Source organism: Chryseobacterium sp. SIMBA_028 (assembly GCF_046535285.1).
Taxonomy (GTDB): Bacteria; Bacteroidota; Bacteroidia; order Flavobacteriales; family Weeksellaceae; genus Chryseobacterium.
On record NZ_JAWRWZ010000153.1, the window covers coordinates 1 to 289 of the forward strand.

1 protein-coding gene is annotated in these 289 nt (G+C 63.0%); it reads right to left on the bottom strand.

The features are described 5' to 3' along the window. On the bottom strand, positions 1-289 hold a 289-nt coding region (locus SCA31_RS22945; protein ID WP_410699345.1), incomplete at both ends, for a hypothetical protein.

Consider the following 289-nt stretch of genomic DNA (forward strand, 5'->3'; position numbering starts at 1 on the left):
GATGTCGAGCGCCGCTGCACGTCTCAAGCTCCAGCACGCAGGCCTCGTCACTGTCATGCAGCAACTGGCAACGGCTTACCTGCGGGCGGGCGTCACGCGAGATCTCGCGAGCTTCATCGAAGACACCGTGTGTCTCGATCACGCTGGCAACGGTGTGACGACTGCCGGTGGAGCGCAGGATCAGATAAGGCTCATTGCGCAGATTGCTCTGGGGATCATTCGCGCCGATCAGGCCTTGCACCAGGGTGGCAGGCGCCGAGCACACCATGCGCGCCGTGACGAACTGATC